Source organism: Pseudomonas sp. Marseille-Q1929, from assembly GCF_017316265.1.
Taxonomy (GTDB): Bacteria; Pseudomonadota; Gammaproteobacteria; order Pseudomonadales; family Pseudomonadaceae; genus Aquipseudomonas.
Map to the genome: position 1 here is coordinate 138517 of NZ_JAFLWU010000015.1, position 16298 is coordinate 154814.

The following is a 16298-nucleotide window of genomic DNA, read 5'->3' on the forward strand; positions in this document are numbered from 1 at the left end:
TCACGTAAAAGAATCGTGGCAAAGGCGGCCAATATAAACCCGAATACGCTTGCAAATATGACAAAGGTCAACTGTCGGACTAATGGTGTCGTCCATCACCCACAGCAGTAATGGACGACACCTACAGACCTTTGTCAGAACCCTTCCAACACGATCTTGCCCTTGGCCTTGCCGCTTTCCAGCAGCGCATGGGCGCGGCGCAGGTTGGCCGCATTGATTACGCCGAAGTGCTCACCCACTGTGGTTTCCAGGGTGCCGGCGTCGATCAGCTCGGCCACGCGGTTGAGCAGGTGATGCTGCTCGATCATGTCCGGGGTCTCGAACATTGAACGGGTGTACATGAACTCCCAGTGCAGCGACAGGCTCTTGCGCTTGAGCTTGCTGACGTCCAGCGCCTTGGGATCGTCGATCAGTGCCAGCTTGCCTTGGGGTTGCAGGGCTTCGACCAATTGGTCCAGGTGCTGGTCGGTCTGGGTCAGGCTGGCGACGTGGGTCACGTGGGTGACACCGGCGCGTTTCAACGCTTCGCTGAGCGGCTGGCTGTGGTCAATTACCAGGTCGGCCCCCAGCGCCTTGGCCCAGGCCTGGGTTTCCGGGCGCGAAGCGGTGCCGATGACACGCAGCGCCGTGAGCTGGCTGGCCAGTTGGGTCAGGATCGAACCCACGCCACCGGCTGCGCCGACGATCAGCAGGCTCTGGCCCTGATCCTCTTTGCCTTCACGCACTTGCAGGCGCTCGAAGAGCAATTCCCATGCGGTGATAGCGGTCAGCGGCAGTGCCGCGGCGTCGGCGAAACCCAGGCTTTTTGGCATATGGCCGACGATGCGCTCATCCACCGTGTGCAACTCGCTGTTGCCACCCGGACGCACCAGGGAGCCGGCGTAGAACACCTTGTCGCCGGCCTTGAACAGCGTGACGTCACTGCCCACGGCCTTGACCACACCGGCCACGTCCCAACCCAGCACCTTGGCGGCGCCGTTTTCCGGGGCGACGTTCTGGCGCACCTTGGTGTCCACCGGGTTGACCGAGATGGCTTTGACTTCCACCAGCAGGTCACGCGGGCCGGCGACGGGAGCGGGCAGTTCGATGTCTTGCAGGGCCAGGGGGTCGTTGATCGGCAGCGAGGCGTAGTAGGCGATGGCTTTCATGGGAAGCTCCAGGAATGGGATGGGCAGATGATTGGCTATTTCCCGAGGAGATAAAAGCGGCTAAAACAGAGGTCTGTTTCAATAGAATTTTGATAATCGGCGGGGATGCATGCTGCGTTTTGATGATTTGCAGTTGTTTGTGCGCGCGGCGGACCTGGGCAGCCTGTCGGCGGCGGCGCGGGTCATGGACCTGTCACCGGCGGTGGCCAGCGCCGCGTTGAAACGTATCGAGCAACAACTGGGGGCACGCTTGCTGGCCCGCTCCACCCGCAGCCTGCGCCTGACCGCTGAAGGCGAGGGCTTCCTGGAATATGCCCGCGCCGCCTTGGGTTCGCTGGACGAGGGGCGCCGGCTATTGGCCAGTGGCCAGGATCATGTCAGTGGCGTGCTGCAACTGTCGGCGCCGTCGGACTTCGGCCGCAACCATCTGTTGGCGTGGCTGGATGAATTCCAGCGTGAGCACCCGCAACTGACCGTACGCTTGTTGCTGGGCGACCGCATTGCCGACCTGTTTCGCCAACCGGTGGACATCGCCCTACGCTACGGCGAACCCGAAGACTCCAGCCTGATTGCGCTGCCGATAGCGCCGCAGAATGTGCGTGTGCTGTGCGCCTCGCCCAGCTACCTCGCGCAGCATGGCGAGCCCCGGCACCTGGAGCAGTTGGCCCAGCACAATTGCCTGCTGTATATGCTCGGCAGTCGCGTGCATGACCATTGGAGCTTTCACGACGGCAAACGCGATATCAGCCTGACGGTGAGCGGCGACCGTTTCAGTGACGATGCCGACGTAGTACGCCGCTGGGCCGTGGCGGGTGTGGGGATTGCCTACAAGTCCTGGCTGGATGTCAGCACCGATGTGCTGGCCGGCCGGTTGCGAGTGATCCTGCCGGAGCTGCGCGGTGAGCGAACGCCGCTGAATCTGCTCTGTGCCCACCGCGCCCAACTGAGCAAACCCGTCAACCTGCTGCGCGAAATGCTCGTGGCGCGCTGTGCGACGTTGACCGCGCAATGGCCGGAGCGCTTGACCGCCGTTCGATAGCCTCCAGCAAACAAGGAAGTTTCACTCAAATCCTGTCCCTATCCGTGCTGTCAGACCGCGCGGAACCGGCTGACTGCGCCCCTATACTTTGGCGCCCAGCACAACAAAAAATGGTTTAACAGGGAGTGAACACATGGAAGCAGCACCTTGCATCAGTCATATCGCCAGCTTGCTCGCGGAGCCCAAGCGCACTGCGATGCTCTGGGCGTTGATGGACGGTTCGGCGAAGTCCGCGGAGGAGTTGGCGGCGCTGGCCGGGCTGTCGCCTGCCTCGGCCGTTGCGCACCTGGCGCGGCTGACCGGTGGCGGCCTGTTGCGCAGCGAGAACCGCCGCGGCCAGCGCCTGTTTCGCGTGGCTGCTGCTGATGTCAGCGCTGCCATTGATGCGTTGGCCCACACCACCATGGCCAGCGCCGCGCGCTGTCGGCCGGACGCCTCGCCGCCGGTATTGATCGCGCCCCTGCTGTTACGCCATGCACGGTTGTGCAATGGCCACCTGGGCGGCGAGCTGGCGGCGGGGTTGTATCAGCGGATGTTGGCTGCCGGCTGGATTGAGCGCCATGAGCAACGCACCGATGTCACGCCCAAGGGCGCGCAGCACTTGGCGGGCCTGGGCATTTATACCCAGGCGCTGGCATCGCCGGTGGTGTGCGACTGTTTCGATTGGAGCCAGCAGCTGCCGCATTTGGGCGGGGCGTTGGGCGCGGGGTTGCTGCAATTGTTCCTGCAGTCGAACTGGGTCAGCCTGCTCAAGGAGTCGCAGGCGTTACAGGTCAACGACAGTGGGACGGCAGAAATCAACCGATTGGCGGCGCCCGGACACCCTTAGCCACGGGGGCGTCGTTCAGAGTTTCGGTCAGGTCGCATCCAGCAATAACCCCGCAAAACCATGCCGCACACTCACCGCGGGGACTTTTCACACAGGGGGTGCGACATGGGTATGCAAGGCTATAGCGCAGCGGAACGGCTGGAACGGTTGCCCGTCAGCGGCTACCACCGGGTTATTTTCATCATCATCGCCTTGGCGTTTTTCTTCGACTCCATGGACCTGGCGATGATGACCTTCCTGTTAGGCTCGATCAAAGCCGAGTTTGGCCTGAGCACGGCCCAGGCCGGGCTGCTGGCCAGTTCGAGTTTTTTTGGCATGGTGGTGGGGGCGTCGCTGTCCGGGATGCTCGCTGACCGCTTCGGGCGCAAGCCGGTATTCCAGTGGAGCATCGTGTTGTGGGGCATCGCCAGTTACCTGTGCTCCACGGCGCAGACGGTGGAGGCGCTGACGCTGTTTCGCATCCTGCTGGGCATCGGCATGGGCATGGAGTTTCCCATCGCGCAATCGATGCTTTCGGAGTTGATCCCGGCCAAGCGGCGTGGGCGTTACATCGCCTTGATGGATGGCTTCTGGCCGCTGGGTTTTGTGGCGGCGGGGGTGCTGTCGTACTTCTTGTTGCCGGTGATTGGCTGGCGCGACATCTTCCTGGTGTTGGCGGTGCCAGCGGTGTTTGTACTGGCGATCCGGTTCTTTATTCCGGAGTCGCCACGCTGGCTGGAACAGGCTGGTCGGCATGACGCTGCGGACAAGGTGCTGCTGGGCATCGAGCAGAAAGTGCGCGACTCCCTGGGCCGCGCGCAACTGCCGGAGCCGATCCGCCTGCCACGGGTAGAGAGCACGCCGGGCACGTTCTTCTCGGCGTTTCAGCAGCTGTGGTCGGCGCAGTACCGCCAACGCACAATGATGATCTGGAGCGTGTGGTTCTTTGCCTTGCTCGGCTTTTACGGGCTGACGTCGTGGTTGAGTGCGCTGTTGCAGCAGTCGGGTTTTGCGGTGACCCAGTCGGTGTATTACACGGTGATCATTTCCCTCGGCGGGATCCCCGGCTTCCTGATGGCGGCCTGGCTGGTGGAGCGCTGGGGACGTAAACCGGTGTGCGTGGTGACACTGCTGGGCGGCGGGGTGATGGCATTTGTGTATGGGCAAAGCGCGGTGTTTGGCGGCAACGTGGGCTTGCTGATTACATCGGGCTTGTTGATGCAGTTCTTTTTGTTTGGCATGTGGGCGGTGTTGTACACCTACACGCCGGAGCTGTATCCCACATCGGCGCGAGCGACCGGGTCCGGGTTTGCCTCGGCGATTGGCCGGGTGGGTTCGTTGTTGGGGCCGATGGTGACTGGGTTGGTGTTTCCGATAACCGGGCAGGGCGGGGTGTTTGCCTTGGGCGCACTGTGTTTTGCGGTGGCGGCGCTGGTGGTGTGGGTGTTTGGGATGGAGACGAAGGGTAAGACCCTGGAAGAGTTGAGCGAAATCTAATCGACAACACAAAAAACATGTGGGAGCTGGCTTGCCTGCGATGGCGGTGTATCAGTCACTTTTGATATTGACTGTTCAACCGCTATCGCAGGCAAGCCAGCTCCCACAGTTTTATCTGCGTTTATTCAGTTATGGCTTGACCAACCGCGCATCCAGGCTGTTCTGCGCCAGGCGTTTGGCCTGGTCCTGGGTCATGCCCAGCGAGGTGTGCAGCGCATGGAAGTTCTCGGTGACATAACCACCGAAGTACGCCGGGTCATCGGAGTTCACGGTGACCTTCACGCCACGCTCCAGCATGTCGAGGATGTTGTGCTGGGCCATGTCGTCGAACACACACAGCTTGGTGTTGGACAGCGGGCACACGGTCAACGGGATCTGCTCGTCGATGATGCGCTGCATCAGGCGTTCGTCTTCGATGGCGCGCACGCCGTGATCGATACGCTGGATTTTCAGCAGGTCGAGGGCTTCCCAGATGTACTCGGGCGGGCCTTCTTCGCCGGCGTGGGCGACGGTGAGGAAGCCTTCGTGGCGGGCACGGTCGAACACACGCTGGAACTTGCTCGGTGGGTGACCCATCTCCGAGCTGTCCAGGCCTACGGCCACGAACGCGTCACGGAACGGCAGGGCCATGTCGAGGGTTTTCTCGGCTTCGGCTTCGCTCAGGTGGCGTAGGAAGCTGAGGATCAAACCGCTGGTGATGCCCAGTTGCTGTTCGCCGTCCTTGAGTGCGGCGGCGATGCCGTTGAGCACCACTTCGAACGGGATGCCACGGTCGGTGTGGGTTTGCGGGTCGAAGAACGGTTCGGTGTGGATCACGTTCTGTGCTTTGCAGCGCAGCAGGTAGGCCCACGTCAGGTCGTAGAAATCCTGGGAGGTGCGCAGCACGTCGGCGCCCTTGTAATACAGGTCGAGAAACTCTTGCAGGTTGTTGAAGGCGTAGGCCTTGCGCAGGGTTTCGACGTCGTTCCACGGCAGCGCAATCTTGTTGCGCTCGGCCAGGGCAAACAGCAGCTCAGGCTCCAGCGAACCCTCCAGGTGCAGGTGCAGTTCAGCCTTGGGCAGGGCGTTGAGCCAATCGTACATTTTCTAAATTCTCATCAGGTGCAATGGCGGCATTCTACAGGCCACAGCTGAAATAATTGGCAAAACCTGACCAGCAGGATTGTTTTCGTTGCATTCGCGCAAGGGCCGCGTGAACTAAGGTGTAACGAAACGTTAGCAGCCTGCCGTAGTCTGTACCCCATCAATGACTGATTCGCTGTTTGATAAGGCCCGCAATGTTCACATCCCTCAAGCAAGAAAAATTCATGCTGCTGGCGCTGCTTGCCGCCATCGCCGCCTACCCGCTGGAACACTGGATGCTCAACAGTGGCCAGGGCGTGGCGCTGCTCGGCGGGGTGGTGCTGATCGCGTTTATCGTGATCGCCTCGATGCGCGTGGCGCACCACGCCGAGCAGCTCGCGGAAAAGGTCGGCGACCCCTACGGCACCATGATCCTGACCCTCGCCGCCGTGCTGGTGGAAGTGGTGATCCTGGCGATCATGATGAGTAACGAGCCGTCGCCGACCCTGGTGCGTGACACGATTTATTCTGCCGTGATGCTCGACATCAACGGCATCCTCGGCCTGGCCGCGCTGATGGGTGGCATCAAGCATGGCGAACAATCCTATAACGACGACTCGGCACGCAGCTACAGCGTGATGATCCTCACCGCCATGGGCGTGTCGATGGTGGTGCCGGAATTTATCCCCGAGGCCGACTGGAAAATTTACTCGGCCTTCACCATTGGCGCGATGGTGGTGCTCTACACCCTGTTCCTGCGCATGCAGGTGGGGCCGCACAGTTATTTCTTCAGCTACAACTACCCGGAGAAACGCGGTAAGAAACCGTCGGAAGAAGCGCCGTCGATCAACCTGGCGTTTTCCATCGGCACCTTGGTGTTTGGCGTGATTGTGATTGGCGCGTTGGCCGAGGTGATGTCGAAAACCCTGGACCTGGGCCTGGAAGGCACGGGCGCGCCGCCGGTGATCACGGCGATTGTGGTGGCGGCGATTTCGGCGGCGCCGGAGATCTTGACGGCGTTGCGCGCAGCCTTGGCCAACCGTATGCAATCGGTGGTGAACATTGCGTTGGGTGCGTCTTTGTCGACGGTGATCCTGACGGTGCCGGTGATGGAGGCGATGGCGCTTTACACCGGGCAGCCGTTCCAGATGGCGATGACGCCGGTGCAGACGGTGATGGTGTTTATTACGCTGATTGTCAGTGCGATCAACCTCAACGATGGTGAGACCAATGCTATTGAGGGGATGACGCATTTTGTGTTGTTTGCGACGTTTATCATGTTGTCGTTGTTGGGCCTTTAAATACCGCAAACTTCTGTGGGAGTTAGCTTATGTGGGAGCGGGCTTGCCCGCGATAGCGGTGGTCCAGTCACTCCAGTGTTGACTGTTGGACCGCTATCGCAGGCAAGCCAGCTCCCACATTTGGTTCGGCGTCTGGATCAGGTTCCGGCGATGAGCTGGCGAGCCGCCTGGGTGTGATCGGCGATCAAGCCCTTCAGGTCCAGGCCTTCCACTTGACCATCAATCACCCGCCATTTACCCGCCACCATCACCCGATCCGCCCGGTCAGCGCCGCACAACAACAGCGCCGAAATCGGGTCATGGCTGCCGGAGAAACGCAGCTCATCGAGCTTGAACAACGCCAGGTCAGCCTGTTTGCCTACGGCCAATTCGCCAATATCCGTACGCCCCAGCAACTGCGCCGAACCTTTGGTCGCCCAACCCAGCACGCCTTCAGGGGTGATCTTTTCCGCACCGTAGCGCAGGCGCTGGATATACAGGGCCTGACGCGCTTCGAGGATCATGTTTGACGCATCGTTGGAGGCCGAGCCGTCCACGCCCAGGCCGATCGGCGCGCCGGCGGCGAGCAGGTCCAGGGTCGGGCAGATGCCGGACGCCAGGCGCATGTTCGAGCTTGGGCAATGGCAGATGCCGGTGCCGGCCGCGCCGAGGCGTTCGATTTCATCCGGGTTGAAGTGAATGCCGTGGGCCAGCCAGGTGCGCGGGCCGAGCCAGCCGACGCTGTCGAGGTAGTCCACGGTGCGTAGGCCAAAGCGTTGCAGGCAGAAGTCTTCTTCGTCGAGGGTTTCCGCCAGGTGCGTATGTAGGCGCACGTCGAGGCTGTCAGCCAATTCGGCGCTGGCGCGCATGATTTCCGGGGTGACGGAAAAAGGTGAGCACGGCGCCAGGGCGATCTGGATTTGCGCGCCGTCGTCGCGCTGGTGGTACTCGCGGATCAGGCGCTGGCTGTCGTCGAGAATCACTTGGCCTTGTTGCACCGTTTGCTGCGGCGGCAGGCCGCCATCGGCTTCGCCCAAACTCATGGACCCGCGGGTGAGCATGGCGCGCATGCCCAGTTCACGCACGCTTTGCACTTGCACGTCGATGGCGTTTTCCAGGCCGTCGGGAAACAGGTAGTGGTGATCGGCCGCCGTGGTGCAACCCGACAGCAGCAATTCGGCCAGCGCAACTTTGGTGGCGAGGGCGAGTTTTTCCGGGGTGAGCCGGGCCCAGACCGGGTACAGGGTTTTCAGCCACGGGAACAATGGCTGGTTGACCACCGGGGCCCAGGCGCGGGTCAAGGTTTGATAGAAGTGGTGGTGGGTGTTGATCAGGCCCGGCAGGATCACATGTTCGCGGGCATCGAAGGTTTGTGCGCAGGGCTGGGCGGGTGTTTGGCCCAGGGCCAGCACTTCGCTGATCACACCGTCTTGCAGCACCAGGCCGCCACGGGCGTCGAGGCCATTGGCAGTGAAAATCGCGAGGGGGTTTTTTAACCAGATACGGGTCGCAGGCATTGGCCGGCTCCTCTGAATGATGGGTTCAGGTTTGCCAGCTCAGTGTTGCCCTGTCTGCTGATCCAGGGTCGCCAGTGAAGGCGAGGGGGCAGTCTACCCGTGGATCGTTATCGACGGCAATCGGTCGATAACGACCCTTTGTCGCTTACCAGGCGATGGTGTCGCCTTTGTAGTCGATGAAGTGATGGCCGCCTTTCCCGGTGTAGGCATTTACCTGATCCACCAGGCCGCGCACGCTGGTGTCGACGTCGATGTGGGCGTTTTCGCCGCCCATGTCGGTCTTCACCCAGCCCGGGTGCAGCGACAGCACAGTGAGTTTTTGCCCGCCCAGTTGGGTGACGAAGCTGTTGGTCATGGAGTTGAGCGCGGCCTTGCTGGCCTTGTACAGCGCCAGATCGGAGCCGTCGGGGATGGTCACGCTGCCCAGTACCGAACTCATGAAGGCCAGCACGCCGCTGTCTTTGCGGATCTGCCCGACAAAGCGCTGGGCCAGGTTGATCGGTGCCACGGCATTGGTGAAGAACAACTGGCCGACTTCCGCCAGGGTGGCGTGGCCAGGCTCCTGGTTCGCGGGGCCTTTGACGCCGGCGTTGACGAACAGCAGGTCAAAGGTGCGGTCCTTGAGGCGCTGGCTCAGGGCGATCACGGCTTGCTGATCGTCCATGTCGAGTTTCTCGATCTGTACCGGGCCCACGGCTTTGAGTGCGTCGGCTTTGCTTGGATCACGCACGGTGGCGGTCACGTTCCAGCCGTCCTGGAGCAGTTGCTTGACCAGGCCAAGGCCCAGCCCGCGCGAGGCGCCGATGATCAGTGCGGTTTTTGGCGTAGACATGAAAAGCTTCCTTTGGAGTCGCGGTTCAGGGAGTTCAGCGTTGGAGCAGGATACGCCCACGGCTGAGGTCGGCGAGTTGAATTTGCAGGGTATCGATATGCGCTTCGCCCACGGCGAGTTGTAGCTCGACGCCGTTGGCGGTGAAGGATTCTTCCACGACCAGCCCGCCCAGTTCGGCGACGCGCAGTTTCACCAGGTTCAATTCCGAGAAACTGCAGGCGCAACTCAGCGGTACGCGGCTGATCAGCTCGATGCGTTCGGCGTTTTGCAGGCACTTGTTTGCCCCGCCGCCGTAAGCGCGGGCGAGGCCTCCGGTGCCCAGCTGAATGCCGCCGTACCAGCGAATGACCAACACCGCGACCTGATCGAAACCTTGCGCTTCGATGGCGGCGAGGATCGGTCTGCCAGCAGTGCCACCGGGTTCGCCATCGTCATTGCTGCGGTATTGATCGGCAAGCTTCCACGCCCAGCAGTTGTGCGTGGCGTTCAAGTCGCTGTGTTGCGCGAAAAACGCCTGGGCGTCCTGCGGGCTGGTGATCGGCGCGGCGAGGGTGATAAAGCGGCTTTTGCGGATTTCTTCATGAAACTCGCAAAGGCCGGTGAGCGTGAAAGGCATAAGTCGCTTCGTTTATAGGGCGGGCTTGACGCCACAGCCTTTGAGAATGATGTGGATCAGGTTGGTGCCGGCGTCTTCCATGTCCTGCTTGGTCAGCTTGGTACGACCGGTGACGCGGCAGATCTGCGTGGCGAAGTCGGCGTAGTGCTGGGTGCTGCCCCACAGCAGGAAGATCAGGTGCACCGGGTCTACCGGGTCCATCTTGCCGGCGTCGATCCAGGCCTGGAATACGGCGGCGCGGCCACTGAACCAGGCGCGGTAGTCCTGGCTGAAATATTCGGTGAGGCATTCGCCACCGCTGATGATCTCCATGGCGAAGATCCGCGAGGCCTGGGGTTGGCGCCGCGAGAACTCCATCTTGGTGCGGATGTAGCGGCTCAGCGCCACGGCCGGGTCATCCTCGGCGGTCAGCGTGTTGAAGGTGCTGTCCCACAGTTCGAGGATATTGCTGAGCACCGCGATATACAGGCCCAGCTTGTTGGTGAAGTAGTAGTGCAAGTTGGCCTTGGGCAGTCCGGCACTGGCAGCAATGGTGTTCATGCTGGTGCCTTTGTAGCCATGGCGCGCGAATTCGTCTTCAGCTGCCTGCAGAATTGCTTGTTCGTTCTTTTGCCGAATGCGGCTGGCGGGTTTTCCGGCGGGGTTGCTGTGGGCAGGAACTTCGAGGCTCATGGAGGTTTCCGTGCAGATCGATAGAGACGACGTGTGCACAGATAACCCACCCTCAAGCCTCAGACAAGTCCTGATGCAATAAAACCGTCAGTGCGATTCCACGGTGTCGCTTTCCGGCGCGTGGTTTGCGGCACGGTTGTCGGCCTTGGCTTCCGGTAATAACAGGCACAACACAATGGCGGTGAGGCCGCCGCTGGTGATGGCCGAGTCGAACAGGTTCTGCACCAGGGTCGGCATCAGGTGCAGCAGGTTCGGTTGGGCGGCGATACCCAGGCCGACGCCGAATGAGGTGGCGATGATCAGCATGCTGCGCCGGTCCAGCGGCGCCTGGGCGAGGATGCGCACACCGGCGGCGGCCACGCTGCCGAACATCACCAGGGTGGCGCCGCCCAAGACCGGTTTGGGGATTTGCTGGAGCACTGCGCCGATCAGCGGAAACAAGCCGAGGCAAAACAGCACCACGCCGATGTACAAGCCGACGTAACGGCTGGCCACGCCAGTGAGTTGGATCACGCCGTTGTTCTGCGCGAACGTGGTGTTGGGGAAGGCGCTGAAGGTGGCGGCGATCATGCAACTGACGCCATCACCCAGGACGCCGCCCTTGAGCCGGCTTATATAAGAAGGGCCGCTGATGGGCTGGCGGGCGATCATGCAGTTGGCGGTGAGGTCGCCGACGGTTTCGATGCTGCTGATCAGATAAATCAGCGCGATGGGTAGGAAAGCGCTCCAGTCGAAGTTGAATCCGAAGCGAAATGGGATCGGCAGGCTGATCAGAGGCAAATCGGGCAGCGCTTGGGGTACAAGTTTGCCGCTGAACCAGGCCGCGAGGCTGCCGAGGGCGAGGCCGATGATGATGGCCGAGAGTCGCACCCATGGCGTGTTGGAGCGGTTGAGCAGGATGATCGTCAACACGACGAACACGCCCAGTGCCAGGTTGGTGGGGGCGCCGAAGTCGGCGGCGTTGAAACCGCCGCCCAGATCCGTGATGCCGACCTTGATCAAGCTGATACCGATCAGGGTAATGACAATCCCCGTTACCAAAGGCGTGATCACTCGGCGCAGTTGGCCGATGAAGCGGCTCAGCACGATCTGCACCACGGCACCGAAAAAGCACACGCCGAAGATCATCGCCATGATGTCTTCCGGGCTGCCGCCGCGTTGTTTCACCAAAAAGCCCGCCGACAGCACCGCACCGAGAAACGCAAAGCTGGTGCCTTGCAGGCAGATCATCCCTGCGCCGATGCCAAACGGCCGACGTGCCTGGATGAAGGTGCCGACGCCGGAGACCATCAACGCCATGCTGATCAGGTAGGGCAAGTGTGCGGTCAGGCCCAGGGTGGAGCCGATGATCAGCGGCGGGGTAATGATGCCGACGAACGCGGCAAGCACATGTTGCAGTGCGGCGAGGAAGGCCGGGGCGGGTTTCGGGCGGTCGTTGAGGCCGTAGATCAGGTCGCTGCTGGAGGATTCTGGTGGCATGGCGGGCAAGCTCAGGGTCTATGTCCTCTGGCTCTTGCAAAAAGCTGTCCAACTGCTCAGCTTTTGCTGTGTGCCCGAGTTAACGGGTCGCGGCCAGGCTTTCCAGGAAGCTCTCCAGCACCAAATGAGGGCGACGGCCTTTGCGCGTGACCGATGCCAGGCTTAAATCGTAAAAGCGTGTAGCCGGTTTCAGCGCACGCAGCCGGCCTTGTTGTACCCACAAGCTGGCGTAGTGATCGGGCAGGTAGCCGATGTAGCGGCCGGTGAGGATCAGGAAGGCCATGCCTTCGCGGTCGGAGGCGCTGGCGGTGCAGTTGAGTGCCTGGTAGTGGGCCTGGATATCGGCGGGCAGGCGGAAGGTGGGGGCGATGGCGTCCTGGCTGTCGATGCGCGCGTCGTCCAGTTGTTTGTTGTCGGCATAGAACAGTGGGTGGCCGACGGCGCAATAAAGCAGCGAGCGCTCGCTGTAGAGCGGCTGGTATTCCAGCCCCGACAAGGCACTGGCCTGGGGCACCACGCCGACGTGCAGGCGGCCGTCGAGTACGCCTTGCTCGACTTCGTTGGGGGCGATCATGCGGATCTGGATTTGCACGTCCGGGCCGCGTTCCTTCAACTGCGCCAGGGCGTGGGTGATGCGCATATGGGGCAGGGTGACGAGGTTGTCGGTGAGACCGATGATCAACTCGCCGCGCAGATGCTGGTGCAGGCCGTTGACCTCGGTGCGAAAGCTTTCCAGGGCACTTAATAGTTGCAGTGCCGATTGGTAGACCTCGCGGCCTTCTTCGGTGAGGGAGAAACCGGCGCGGCCGCGTTGGCACAGCCTTAACCCAAGGCGTTGTTCAAGATCGCTCATTTGCTGGCTGATGGCGGAGCGGCCGATGCCCAGCACGGTCTCTGCCGCCGAGAAGCCGCCGCATTCCACCACGCTGCGAAAGATGCGCAACAGGCGGATATCGAAGTCGCTGACTTGGGCCAGGGGATCGGGGCGACGGCTGCTCATAGTTTAGTGAAGGCCTGACTGAAGGTTAGAAGAGTTGAATTTCACCGACTTTATCGTCGTGGCAATTTAGCTGCAACAACGCTTTTCAATCCCGACGCTGCCTTTTGCCTTGCGAGGTTTTGCTGATGAACATGCCCGAAAACGCCCCATCGTCCCTGGCCAGCCAATTGAAGCTGGACGCGCACTGGATGCCGTACACCGCCAACCGTAACTTCCAGCGTGATCCGCGCTTGATCGTGGGCGCGGAAGGTAGCTGGTTGATCGATGACAAGGGGCGCAAAGTCTACGACTCGTTGTCGGGCCTGTGGACCTGTGGCGCAGGGCATACGCGCAAGGAAATCCAGGAAGCGGTGGCCAAGCAACTGGGCACCTTGGACTACTCGCCGGGTTTCCAATACGGTCATCCGTTGTCCTTCCAGTTGGCAGAAAAGATTACCGACCTGACCCCTGGCAACCTGAACCACGTGTTCTTCACTGACTCCGGCTCCGAGTGCGCCGATACCGCGGTGAAGATGGTGCGTGGGTACTGGCGCCTGAAGGGCCAGGCCACCAAGACCAAGATGATCGGCCGCGCTCGTGGTTATCACGGTGTGAACATCGCCGGTACGAGCTTGGGCGGTGTGAACGGCAACCGTAAGATTTTTGGTCAGGCGATGATGGATGTTGACCATCTGCCGCACACCTTGCTGGCGAGCAATGCCTTCTCCCGTGGCATGCCGGAGCTGGGTGGTATCGCGCTGGCCGATGAGTTGCTCAAGCTGATCGAATTGCACGATGCGTCGAACATCGCCGCGGTGTTTGTCGAGCCGATGGCCGGTTCTGCGGGTGTGCTGGTGCCGCCGCAGGGTTATCTCAAGCGTCTGCGTGAGATCTGCGATCAACACAACATCCTGCTGGTGTTCGATGAAGTGATCACCGGTTTCGGCCGCACCGGCTCGATGTTTGGTGCCGACAGCTTCGGCGTGACGCCGGACCTGATGTGCATCGCCAAGCAAGTCACCAACGGCGCGATTCCGATGGGCGCGGTGATTGCCAGCAGTGAGATTTATCAGACGTTCATGAACCAGGCGACGCCGGAGTACGCGGTGGAATTCCCCCACGGCTACACCTACTCGGCTCACCCGGTCGCGTGCGCTGCTGGCCTGGCGGCTTTGGACCTGCTGCAGAAGGAAAACCTGGTGCAGAGCGTAGCCGAAGTCGCGCCGCACTTTGAGAATGCGCTGCACGGTTTGAAGGGCAGCAAGAACGTGATCGACATCCGCAACTACGGCTTGGCCGGCGCGATCCAGATTGCCCCGCGTGACGGTGATGCCATCGTGCGTCCATTCGAGGCCGGCATGGCCTTGTGGAAAGCCGGTTTCTACGTGCGCTTTGGCGGTGACACCCTGCAGTTCGGGCCAACCTTCAACAGCAAGCCGCAGGACCTGGATCGCTTGTTCGATGCGGTCGGCGAAGTGCTGAACAAGATCGACTGATTTCTCCTTCTATATAGAACAATTTTTCAGGAGCCCTGCATGAGCCTTATCCAGCACTTGATCAACGGTGAGTTGGTCAATGACAGCGGCCGTAGTGCCGACGTGTATAACCCGTCCACTGGCCAGGTGATCCACCAGGTGCCGTTGGCCAGTCGTGAAACCATTCAACAGGCGATCGACTCGGCCAAGGCCGCATTCCCGGCCTGGCGCAATACGCCGCCGGCCAAGCGTGCCCAGGTGATGTTCCGTTTCAAGCAATTGCTGGAGCAGAACGAAGCGCGTATCTCGCAGTTGATCAGCGAAGAGCATGGCAAGACGCTGGAAGACGCTGCGGGTGAATTGAAGCGTGGGATCGAGAACGTGGAGTACGCGTGCTCGGCGCCGGAGATTCTGAAGGGCGAATACAGCCGTAACGTAGGACCGAACATTGATGCCTGGTCGGATTTCCAACCGTTGGGCGTGGTGGCCGGTATTACGCCGTTCAACTTCCCGGCGATGGTGCCGCTGTGGATGTACCCGCTGGCGATCGTTTGCGGTAACTGTTTCATCCTGAAGCCGTCGGAGCGCGATCCCAGTTCGACGCTGCTGATTGCGCAACTGTTGCAGGAAGCCGGTCTGCCTAAAGGCGTGCTGAGCGTAGTGCACGGTGACAAAGGCGCGGTGGATGCACTGATCGAAGCGCCGGAAGTGAAGGCGCTGAGTTTTGTGGGCTCGACGCCGATTGCCGAATACATCTATTCCGAAGCGACCAAGCGCGGCAAACGTGTGCAGGCGCTGGGCGGGGCGAAGAACCATGCGGTGCTGATGCCGGATGCCGATCTGGATAACGCCGTCAGCGCGTTGATGGGCGCGGCGTATGGTTCGTGCGGTGAGCGTTGCATGGCGATCTCGGTGGCCGTGTGTGTGGGTGACCAGGTGGCCGATGCGTTGATCGCCAAGCTGGTGCCGCAGGTCAAGGCGCTGAAGATCGGCGCGGGTACGTCGTGCGGCCTGGATATGGGGCCGCTGGTGACGGGGCAGGCGCGGGATAAGGTCAGTGGCTATATAGAAGACGGTGTTTCTTCGGGCGCGAAGTTGGTGGTTGATGGCCGTGGTTTGAGTGTCGCCGGTCACGAAGAGGGTTTCTTCCTGGGTGGCAGCTTGTTTGACCATGTGACGCCTGAGATGCGTATCTATAAAGAAGAGATCTTTGGGCCAGTACTGTGCGTGGTTCGGGTGGATAGCCTGGAAGCGGCGATGCAGCTGATCAACGATCATGAATATGGCAACGGCACCTGCATCTTTACCCGTGATGGGGAAGCGGCGCGTCTGTTCTGTGATGAGATCGAAGTGGGCATGGTCGGGGTTAACGTTCCGCTGCCGGTGCCGGTGGCGTATCACAGCTTTGGTGGCTGGAAGCGCTCACTGTTTGGCGACTTGCATGCGTATGGGCCGGATGGCGTGCGTTTCTATACCCGTCGCAAGGCGATTACCCAGCGTTGGCCGCAACGGGCCAGCCATGAAGCGTCGCAGTTTGCTTTCCCTAGCTTGTAAAGTGGGCTGAAAGCCGGCCCCTCGGGGCCGGCTTTCGCGTTTTTGGGGTGTTTCTGACTTATATGACAGAAATATGAAGAAAGGCATTGACGGCAGATTTCAGATGTCTATAATTCGCCCCACTTCCGGCGCAGTCGAAACGGAAAACTCCTTGGTAAACAATGAGTTATGTAGGTTTCGGCAGCAGGTGCTTCAGTTCATCGAAGCCAGAAAGAAGTTGAAAAAGAGGTGTTGACAGCAGCGTGTAACGCTGTAGAATTCGCCTCCCGCTGATGAGAGATCTGAAGCGCAAGTGGTTGAAGTTGTTGAAGAATTCTTCGAAAGCTTCTGAAAATAATCA

Annotated in this window: 14 protein-coding genes; 6 read left to right on the forward strand and 8 right to left on the reverse strand. The window is 60.9% G+C overall.

Annotated elements, in window-relative coordinates:
- Positions 1-134: 134 nt before the first annotated feature.
- The gene (locus J1G37_RS17435; protein ID WP_207043740.1) at positions 135-1148 is read right to left on the reverse strand and encodes a zinc-binding alcohol dehydrogenase family protein; all 1014 of its coding nucleotides are present in this window, start codon (positions 1146-1148) and stop codon (positions 135-137) included.
- A gap of 109 nt (positions 1149-1257) precedes the next feature.
- Here J1G37_RS17435 and J1G37_RS17440 point away from each other — a divergent pair, with 109 nt between their 5' ends.
- The 3 genes from J1G37_RS17440 (at position 1258) to J1G37_RS17450 (ending at position 4492) form a co-directional block, all read left to right on the forward strand.
- Positions 1258-2187 carry a LysR family transcriptional regulator gene (locus J1G37_RS17440; protein WP_207043742.1) on the forward strand — a complete coding sequence of 310 codons (930 nt, stop codon included), beginning with the start codon at positions 1258-1260 and terminating at the stop codon, positions 2185-2187.
- Positions 2188-2320: 133 nt separating this feature from the next.
- A complete protein-coding gene (locus tag J1G37_RS17445; RefSeq protein ID WP_207043744.1) occupies positions 2321-3016 on the forward strand; it encodes a helix-turn-helix transcriptional regulator in 696 nt (231 codons plus the stop codon).
- 105 nt (positions 3017-3121) lie between these two features.
- Positions 3122-4492 (forward strand): MFS transporter, encoded by a 1371-nt coding sequence (locus J1G37_RS17450; protein ID WP_207043746.1) that lies wholly within the window; start codon positions 3122-3124, stop codon positions 4490-4492.
- A gap of 129 nt (positions 4493-4621) precedes the next feature.
- Here the strand turns inward: J1G37_RS17450 and J1G37_RS17455 are convergent, their stop codons facing one another.
- On the reverse strand, positions 4622-5575 hold the full coding sequence (locus J1G37_RS17455) for an adenosine deaminase (protein ID WP_207043748.1): 954 nt from the start codon (positions 5573-5575) through the stop codon (positions 4622-4624).
- A 194-nt stretch (positions 5576-5769) separates the two neighbouring features.
- Here J1G37_RS17455 and J1G37_RS17460 point away from each other — a divergent pair, with 194 nt between their 5' ends.
- Entirely contained in the window at positions 5770-6855 is a 1086-nt protein-coding gene (locus tag J1G37_RS17460; RefSeq protein ID WP_017735265.1) for a calcium:proton antiporter, read from the forward strand.
- Positions 6856-6992: 137 nt separating this feature from the next.
- Here the strand turns inward: J1G37_RS17460 and J1G37_RS17465 are convergent, their stop codons facing one another.
- From J1G37_RS17465 to J1G37_RS17490, 6 genes are all read right to left on the reverse strand, one after another.
- Positions 6993-8351 carry an 8-oxoguanine deaminase gene (locus tag J1G37_RS17465; protein ID WP_017735264.1) on the reverse strand — a complete coding sequence of 453 codons (1359 nt, stop codon included), beginning with the start codon at positions 8349-8351 and terminating at the stop codon, positions 6993-6995.
- A gap of 145 nt (positions 8352-8496) precedes the next feature.
- Positions 8497-9183 (reverse strand): SDR family oxidoreductase, encoded by a 687-nt coding sequence (locus J1G37_RS17470; protein WP_207043749.1) that lies wholly within the window; start codon positions 9181-9183, stop codon positions 8497-8499.
- Between the two features lie 34 nt (positions 9184-9217).
- Positions 9218-9799, reverse strand: a complete 582-nt coding sequence (locus J1G37_RS17475; protein ID WP_207043751.1) for a YigZ family protein — start codon at positions 9797-9799, stop codon at positions 9218-9220.
- A 12-nt stretch (positions 9800-9811) separates the two neighbouring features.
- The gene (locus J1G37_RS17480; RefSeq protein WP_017735261.1) at positions 9812-10471 is read right to left on the reverse strand and encodes a TetR/AcrR family transcriptional regulator; all 660 of its coding nucleotides are present in this window, start codon (positions 10469-10471) and stop codon (positions 9812-9814) included.
- Between the two features lie 87 nt (positions 10472-10558).
- Positions 10559-11950 (reverse strand): nucleobase:cation symporter-2 family protein, encoded by a 1392-nt coding sequence (locus J1G37_RS17485; protein WP_207043753.1) that lies wholly within the window; start codon positions 11948-11950, stop codon positions 10559-10561.
- A 79-nt stretch (positions 11951-12029) separates the two neighbouring features.
- Complete coding sequence (locus J1G37_RS17490; RefSeq protein WP_124528145.1) at positions 12030-12950, reverse strand: LysR family transcriptional regulator; 921 nt, start codon at positions 12948-12950, stop codon at positions 12030-12032.
- A gap of 125 nt (positions 12951-13075) precedes the next feature.
- Here J1G37_RS17490 and J1G37_RS17495 point away from each other — a divergent pair, with 125 nt between their 5' ends.
- Positions 13076-14425 carry an aspartate aminotransferase family protein gene (locus tag J1G37_RS17495; protein ID WP_124528144.1) on the forward strand — a complete coding sequence of 450 codons (1350 nt, stop codon included), beginning with the start codon at positions 13076-13078 and terminating at the stop codon, positions 14423-14425.
- A gap of 39 nt (positions 14426-14464) precedes the next feature.
- Complete coding sequence (locus J1G37_RS17500) at positions 14465-15958, forward strand: CoA-acylating methylmalonate-semialdehyde dehydrogenase (protein WP_034103145.1); 1494 nt, start codon at positions 14465-14467, stop codon at positions 15956-15958.
- Positions 15959-16298 lie beyond the last annotated feature (340 nt).

What these genes read in the sequence shown, in the direction of transcription:
- J1G37_RS17435 (WP_207043740.1), bottom strand. Translation starts at nt 1,148, where the DNA reads ATGAAAGCCATCGCCTACTACGCCTCGCTGCCGATCAACGACCCCCTG.
- J1G37_RS17440 (WP_207043742.1), top strand. Translation starts at nt 1,258, where the DNA reads ATGCTGCGTTTTGATGATTTGCAGTTGTTTGTGCGCGCGGCGGACCTG.
- J1G37_RS17445 (WP_207043744.1), top strand. Translation starts at nt 2,321, where the DNA reads ATGGAAGCAGCACCTTGCATCAGTCATATCGCCAGCTTGCTCGCGGAG.
- J1G37_RS17450 (WP_207043746.1), top strand. Translation starts at nt 3,122, where the DNA reads ATGGGTATGCAAGGCTATAGCGCAGCGGAACGGCTGGAACGGTTGCCC.
- J1G37_RS17455 (WP_207043748.1), bottom strand. Translation starts at nt 5,575, where the DNA reads ATGTACGATTGGCTCAACGCCCTGCCCAAGGCTGAACTGCACCTGCAC.
- J1G37_RS17460 (WP_017735265.1), top strand. Translation starts at nt 5,770, where the DNA reads ATGTTCACATCCCTCAAGCAAGAAAAATTCATGCTGCTGGCGCTGCTT.
- J1G37_RS17465 (WP_017735264.1), bottom strand. Translation starts at nt 8,351, where the DNA reads ATGCCTGCGACCCGTATCTGGTTAAAAAACCCCCTCGCGATTTTCACT.
- J1G37_RS17470 (WP_207043749.1), bottom strand. Translation starts at nt 9,183, where the DNA reads ATGTCTACGCCAAAAACCGCACTGATCATCGGCGCCTCGCGCGGGCTG.
- J1G37_RS17475 (WP_207043751.1), bottom strand. Translation starts at nt 9,799, where the DNA reads ATGCCTTTCACGCTCACCGGCCTTTGCGAGTTTCATGAAGAAATCCGC.
- J1G37_RS17480 (WP_017735261.1), bottom strand. Translation starts at nt 10,471, where the DNA reads ATGAGCCTCGAAGTTCCTGCCCACAGCAACCCCGCCGGAAAACCCGCC.
- J1G37_RS17485 (WP_207043753.1), bottom strand. Translation starts at nt 11,950, where the DNA reads ATGCCACCAGAATCCTCCAGCAGCGACCTGATCTACGGCCTCAACGAC.
- J1G37_RS17490 (WP_124528145.1), bottom strand. Translation starts at nt 12,950, where the DNA reads ATGAGCAGCCGTCGCCCCGATCCCCTGGCCCAAGTCAGCGACTTCGAT.
- J1G37_RS17495 (WP_124528144.1), top strand. Translation starts at nt 13,076, where the DNA reads ATGAACATGCCCGAAAACGCCCCATCGTCCCTGGCCAGCCAATTGAAG.
- J1G37_RS17500 (WP_034103145.1), top strand. Translation starts at nt 14,465, where the DNA reads ATGAGCCTTATCCAGCACTTGATCAACGGTGAGTTGGTCAATGACAGC.